The sequence below is a fragment of the Fodinibius sp. genome (genome assembly GCF_041642155.1).
Lineage (GTDB): Bacteria > Bacteroidota > Rhodothermia > Balneolales > Balneolaceae > Fodinibius.
In genome coordinates this window covers 1-5,802 of sequence record NZ_JBEPWZ010000185.1, presented here as the reverse complement: position 1 = coordinate 5,802, position 5,802 = coordinate 1, and the positions used below count along the sequence as shown (strand labels likewise).

The 5,802-nt window shown below is 48.4% G+C and carries 5 protein-coding genes; all 5 read right to left on the bottom strand.

Going from position 1 to position 5,802, the window contains the following annotated elements; all coding sequences use genetic code 11:
• A partial coding sequence (locus ACESLU_RS10535; protein WP_372638610.1) for an efflux RND transporter permease subunit occupies positions 1-1,465 on the bottom strand: 1,465 nt, incomplete at its 3' end.
• A 24-nt stretch (positions 1,466-1,489) separates the two neighbouring features.
• Positions 1,490-2,584 (bottom strand): efflux RND transporter periplasmic adaptor subunit, encoded by a 1,095-nt coding sequence (locus tag ACESLU_RS10530; RefSeq protein WP_372638609.1) that lies wholly within the window; start codon positions 2,582-2,584, stop codon positions 1,490-1,492.
• A gap of 46 nt (positions 2,585-2,630) precedes the next feature.
• Positions 2,631-3,926 carry a TolC family protein gene (locus ACESLU_RS10525; RefSeq protein WP_372638608.1) on the bottom strand — a complete coding sequence of 432 codons (1,296 nt, stop codon included), beginning with the start codon at positions 3,924-3,926 and terminating at the stop codon, positions 2,631-2,633.
• Between the two features lie 232 nt (positions 3,927-4,158).
• Positions 4,159-5,313 carry an NAD(P)/FAD-dependent oxidoreductase gene (locus tag ACESLU_RS10520; RefSeq protein WP_372638607.1) on the bottom strand — a complete coding sequence of 385 codons (1,155 nt, stop codon included), beginning with the start codon at positions 5,311-5,313 and terminating at the stop codon, positions 4,159-4,161.
• A gap of 4 nt (positions 5,314-5,317) precedes the next feature.
• Positions 5,318-5,802: rhodanese-like domain-containing protein (locus ACESLU_RS10515; RefSeq protein WP_372638606.1), on the bottom strand; the 485-nt coding region annotated here is incomplete at its 5' end.

Below are 5,802 nucleotides of genomic sequence, written 5' to 3'. Positions count from 1 at the left end.
CCAGTGAAGCCCCGATCGGCATCGGACTCATATATGGGCCCATCAGTCCCGATACAAACGCCATAGGCAGCACCGCCGAAATTACGGTGAACGTTGCCAGGATCGTCGGGTTCCCCACCTCGCTGATGGAGGCAATGGCCGCCTGCTTGAGCGGGAGTTTCTTCATTTTAAAGTGCCTGTGCATGTTCTCGGCAATAATAATCGAGTCATCCACCACAATACCGGTTACAAAAACCAGCGCAAACAGGGTAATTCGGTTAAGTGTATAGCCAAACATGTAGTATAAAAAGAGCGTGAGCGCAAAGGTTACGGGTACGGACAGGAATACAACCAGGCCGCCTCTCCATCCCAGGGCCAGCGCCACCACAAAGGTTACGGCTAAAATAGCCACCAGCAAGTGCTCCAGGAGCGAGAATACCTTGGCGGATGCCGTTTCTCCATAATTCCGGGTAGTGGTTACATTCACATCAGACGGAATCAGGGTTCCTTCGAGCTGGCCAACCTTATTCTCAATTTTCTCGGCGATATTCATCGCATCGGCCCCGGAGCGCTTGGCTATGGATATGGTTACGGCAGGGTATGATTCCCCCCGGTTCAAACCACTCTCCCGGGCTTTTTCATACCCAATTCCATACGAAACGTACTCGGAGGACTCCTCCGGCCCGTCACGAATATCGGCGATACTTTTCAGGTAAATCGGATCGCCGTTTTGTACGTCTACAACGACGTTTCGCACCTCATCTGCGGATTTAAAAAAGTCGCCGGTATCTACCAGGTATTCAGTGTCGTTTTTACTGAATGAGCCCGAAGACAATTCCTGGTTGGCCGCCTGTATCTGTCCGACTACCTGCATCGGATCGATACCGTACGAGGCCATTTTATTCTTGTTGAGATCGATCGACACCTGCCGGGTTCGTCCCCCGTGAATATCCGTCTGTGCCACATCCTCGATCTGTTTAACCTCCAGGGCCAGTTCATCGGCTATGCGCCGAATTTCAAAATCGCTGTAGGTATCGCTCCACAACGTCAGTGTCATTATCGGGACGTCGTCAATGGAACGCGTCTTCACCATGGGCCGGGTGGCCCCCTCGGGAAACCGGTCCATATTTTTCATGATCTCATTATACAGGCGAACCAAACTGCGTTCTACATCTTCGCCCACATAAAATCGGGCCGAGACCATCGCCTGATCGGGCATGGACGTGGAATACACATATTCAACGCCTTCAATATTTGAAAGCACTTTTTCCAGTGGAATGGCAATTCGCTTCTCTACCTCATCGGGTGTCGCCCCCGGGTAGCCGACAAAAATATCGGCCATTGGAACGTCAATCTGGGGTTCCTCTTCCCGCGGCGTTAAATAGGTCCCGTAAAATCCCAACGCAAGGAATACAATCATTAACAAAGGCGTCAGCTTCGAGTCGATGAAGCCCTGCGCTACTTTACCTGCAATTCCGGTTTTCATAATACTATTGCTAAATCGTTGTTATTACTGTGTGCTGACTTTCTGGCCTTCGCGCAGCCGCTGATCGACCGAAGCCACAAACGTTTCTCCCTCGGACAACCCGGACAGAACCTCTACTTGATCACCACTGGCATCCCCCAGCCGCACCCATCGGAGTACTACTTCGGAATCATCATTGAGCGTATATAAACCGGTTAACTGGCCCCGTTCAATAATAGCCGATTGCGGAACTGTAATAGCACGCTCTTTGTCCGAAGCAAGTCCTATCTCGGCATACATGCCTGATTTGACGCCTGAATCTTCAGGCAGTTCGGGCAGCATAATTTCCACCGAGAATTGTCGGCTCCCGCGACTGCCGGACTGATTGATATTAGCCACCACCCCTCCGGCATTGTTATACCCGGCGGCCTTAATATCTACAGATACGGTGTCGTTGAGATTAAAGAGCGATATTTCACTTTCGGGAACCGTAACTTTGAGCTTCATCCTATCCTCCTGCTCAAAAGCTATAATCGGTTGTCCCGGCCCGGCCATATCTCCTTCTGAGGCCATCCTGGAAACCACATAGCCGTCGAAGGGCGCAGTCATCAGGGTATAATCGAGCATATCCTCAATTTCCAAAAGCTTGCTTTCCAGCGTCTGAACCCCGGCTTTGGCCATTTCGTATTCGGTCGAAATATCGTCGAGCTCCTTCCTGGTCGCACTTTCCTGCTCATACAGGTTTTTAATGCGATTATAATTCGTTTCCGCATTTTCCAGCGACGCACTGGCCTCCATCAAGCTCGATTCCACCTGGCCTTTCTGTGCCTGCAAGTTATCATCCTTTATGCGAACCAATACCTCCCCTTTCTGTACATAATCACCTTCTTCAAGGTCAAGCTGTGTAATACGCCCCATCACCTTGGTACTTATATTTATCGTTCGGTCACTGGTAACCGTACCCGAAAAGTGATGGGATGCTGATCCCTGTGCCAAATCCGCGGTTTTTGTGACGACAGAAACCGGCTGGTCCTGCGGCGGCTCCGATTGATCAGAAGAACTGCACGCAGCCCCGACAAGTGTTAGTACTACAACAGCAGATAAAAGCCTGCCTGAAATATTCATCATGTCTTTTTTCATGGTCCTGTTTGTTTTATGTTATAATAGATTTCTTAAGAACATTGAACTAGTAAACCCGTTCCTGTTCCAGCAGCAACTCCAGTGTTGCCATACTTAGATTGTACTGATACAGGGCGTTCAGCCGCTGGAATTTGGCTTCCTGGAGTCTTGTCTCCGCAGATAACAGATCCGTCGTTTTTTCCATGCCCTGCTCATACCGGTTGTTTCGGATACGATAATCTTCGTCCGCCTGCATTACCGATGATTCGGCAAAGCGAAGCTGTGACCGGGCCTGGTCCAGCGAACGCAGGGCCTGCTGAATATCAAGCTTGTTTCTAAAAATCTTACTCTCATACGCCAGCTTTGCCTGTTTCAGCTCCGCCTTTGATTCCATCACTTTCCCGATATTGCTGAAGCCGCTGAACAGGTTCCATTTCAGCGTAGCGCCGATCATATAGCTATTGCCCTGCGTGCCAAAAGGAACCTCATCATTAAATTCATAGCTGCCGAAAAGATTAATGCTCGGCATAAAATTAAATTTCGAAGCCTTCAGCATCTGTTTGGCTGCAGAAACGCGGTGCTCCATTGCCCGCACCCCGGCATTGTCCGTATTTTCGGGATCAATCATAGCATCGGATAACCCTGGGCGCACCTGCAGGCTATCGGTCGGTACAATGGTGAGTTCATCATCCATATTCAACAGATATCGCAAGTTGTCCTGTATCGTCTGCAGCTGATCTTCCACCTTCGACTGCTGACTTTCGAGCTCCAGTACCCGAACGTTTGCGGCCAGGTAATCGGCCTTATTAATCATCTCCTGGTCATAGAGATTTTTGGCCTGGCGTTCATTTTCCTCCGCCGTTTCAAGCGACCGGTCAATCACCGACAGCCTGTTATTCATCAGCTGTAGCTGATAATAGGTGTCTTTTACCTGGTAACGCGCATAGTCTTGGGTGCCCTTCAGCTTCTCTTTGGATGCCTCCAGTTGTTTTTTTACCGCACTTCGCTCGAGAAGCATGTCGGTATTGAGCAGCGGCTGACGCAGTTCAAATTTCGTGGTAAAATTATCATAAGCATCCGGATCATTTAGTCGCGAGGGATTAAAATCGGCCTGTGTCACTGCTTCCTGCTTCAATCTAAAACCAAATACATTCAGCGGATCATTGGTTGAAACACCAGTCTCCTCGATGGACAGCTGTGGTAAAAAGGCAGCGTTGGTCTGACGGTATTGTCCCCGGATTTTATCGACGTCATATTCGGCCTGTCCAATGTCGAAATTTTGCTCCCGGACGCGTTCCATGGCTTCCTGAAGCGAAAGAAAGAGTTGGGGTTTATCCGAGTCGGCCGGAATATCCTGTGACATCGAATACACCGGCAACAATAAGATTAGCAGCAAAAAATATACCTTTGGTACATATGAATGTTTAAAATTCATGTTAAAAGTTAATTTTTTGGTTGTGGATTGAAAACCCTTGCTGGATTCTTGGCACATGGAATGCACGCTCGTAAAATCCCGGATTGTACAATCTGAATTCTTTCGGGACCGCTTTAATTGGCAAAGGGCTGATGGCATCATGTTTAGATCTGTAAGATGATTAGAAATTTTTCAGGAACCAGGTTTTTTCTGTGAGTACTTTTTCCCAGTGCCTGATCATGCTTGAGGTTTTGATATTCAGATTTTCAGCCTCAAAGCTGCCGTCAACTTTGCTGGCTTTATCACCCTGATCCAGGATATACGATCCTTTTGCCTCAAATGCCTTGTTAGGTTTTTCTCCGCGTAACATTCGGGCAATATTGTGGGCCACCGTATCCGCCTGGTACTGTGCAAATACGCCGGCCTTCGGCAGCATTTTTCCATCACCGATCGGAAATGAAATAATATCGCCTATGGCATATACATTTTCATAGGATGTCTCCAGGGATTGCTTATCCACCTCGACCCAGCCGGATGTCCCGGTTAGTCCTGCCTCTTGTATGATATCCGGACTGGTATGTTTGGGCGTAAACGCGAGCAGATCAAATGGAGCCGCTGCGGTAGTACCCTCAGGCGTTGAAAAGGTAAGGCTGTTTTTACCGGATGAAGTCAACTCATGCTCCGGCTTGTAATTGATGCCTTTATCGTTCATCAGACGGCGGACCTTCTCAGAAATTTCTTTGCTGGCGAAATCCATCGGCTCGGGTTCCGGGGTATAAAGCGTGATGTTGGTATTCTGGCGAATTTCTTTCTCCCGTGTATACCCCTCTATAAGTAATGCGGCTTCATAAGGAGCTACCGGTGATTTATGAGGCAGTGAAGACACCACTACAGCTATTTCTCCGCCACCAAACTTTTTTAAATCTTCATAGAAAGAAGAGGCCCCGGCGGAGGTATAGAAATTGTGGCCATATCGGCTGAGATCATGAGTATCCGTCAGTTTCGTGCCAAGAGAGATCACCATGTAATCTCCCTTGTACTCCCTGTCATTGGAGGTAACGGTTCGATTTTCTGGGTCGATGGATGCTATTTCTCCGTAGATAACTTCAATACCACCAAGTTCGACGTTGGACAGATCCCCGTAGACCTGCCCTTCTTCTCTTTTGCCGACCATCATCCATGTAAGGGATGGGGCATACAGACTGCTTTTCTCTTTTTCAAAGACCAGGATCCTGGCCAGGTTAATACCATCTTCGTTGCCAATTTGACGGCTCAATTCCCTGGCCGTACTGACTCCCCCTATTCCTCCACCTAAAACTAATATGGTTGGTTTCATAACTTTATGCTTTATTCGTTGGTTTTTGTTCATTCGTTTTTTCGGTATTTTCCACGGTCTTGCAGCCTGCTGCCCAATCGGCATATCCGCTTTCGAGCCTGACAGCTTCAAACCCCTCTTTTTGCAGATACTTGACCGCTTCATCTGCCATCAGGCACAGGGGTCCCCTGCAATACGCCACAATTTCCTTATCCTCCGGCAGGTCTTTAATATGTTCGTTCAGCTCTTGCCGGGGACATGAGATCGCATCTTCTATGTGTCCTTTCTCATACTCTTCTTCGGGTCTCACATCAATAACATAAATTTCCTGGCGGCTCATCATTTCATTGAGCTCATCACTGCTGATGGTTTTTAAGCTGTTACGGCGATTTCTGTAATCGTTCAGCAGCCTGCTAATCTCCTTGTTTTGTGTAAACCCAAGCCGTCGGAGCGCACGCCAGGTATCAAAAACATGTTGGCCTGCCAATTCGTAATACATGTATTTGCCCT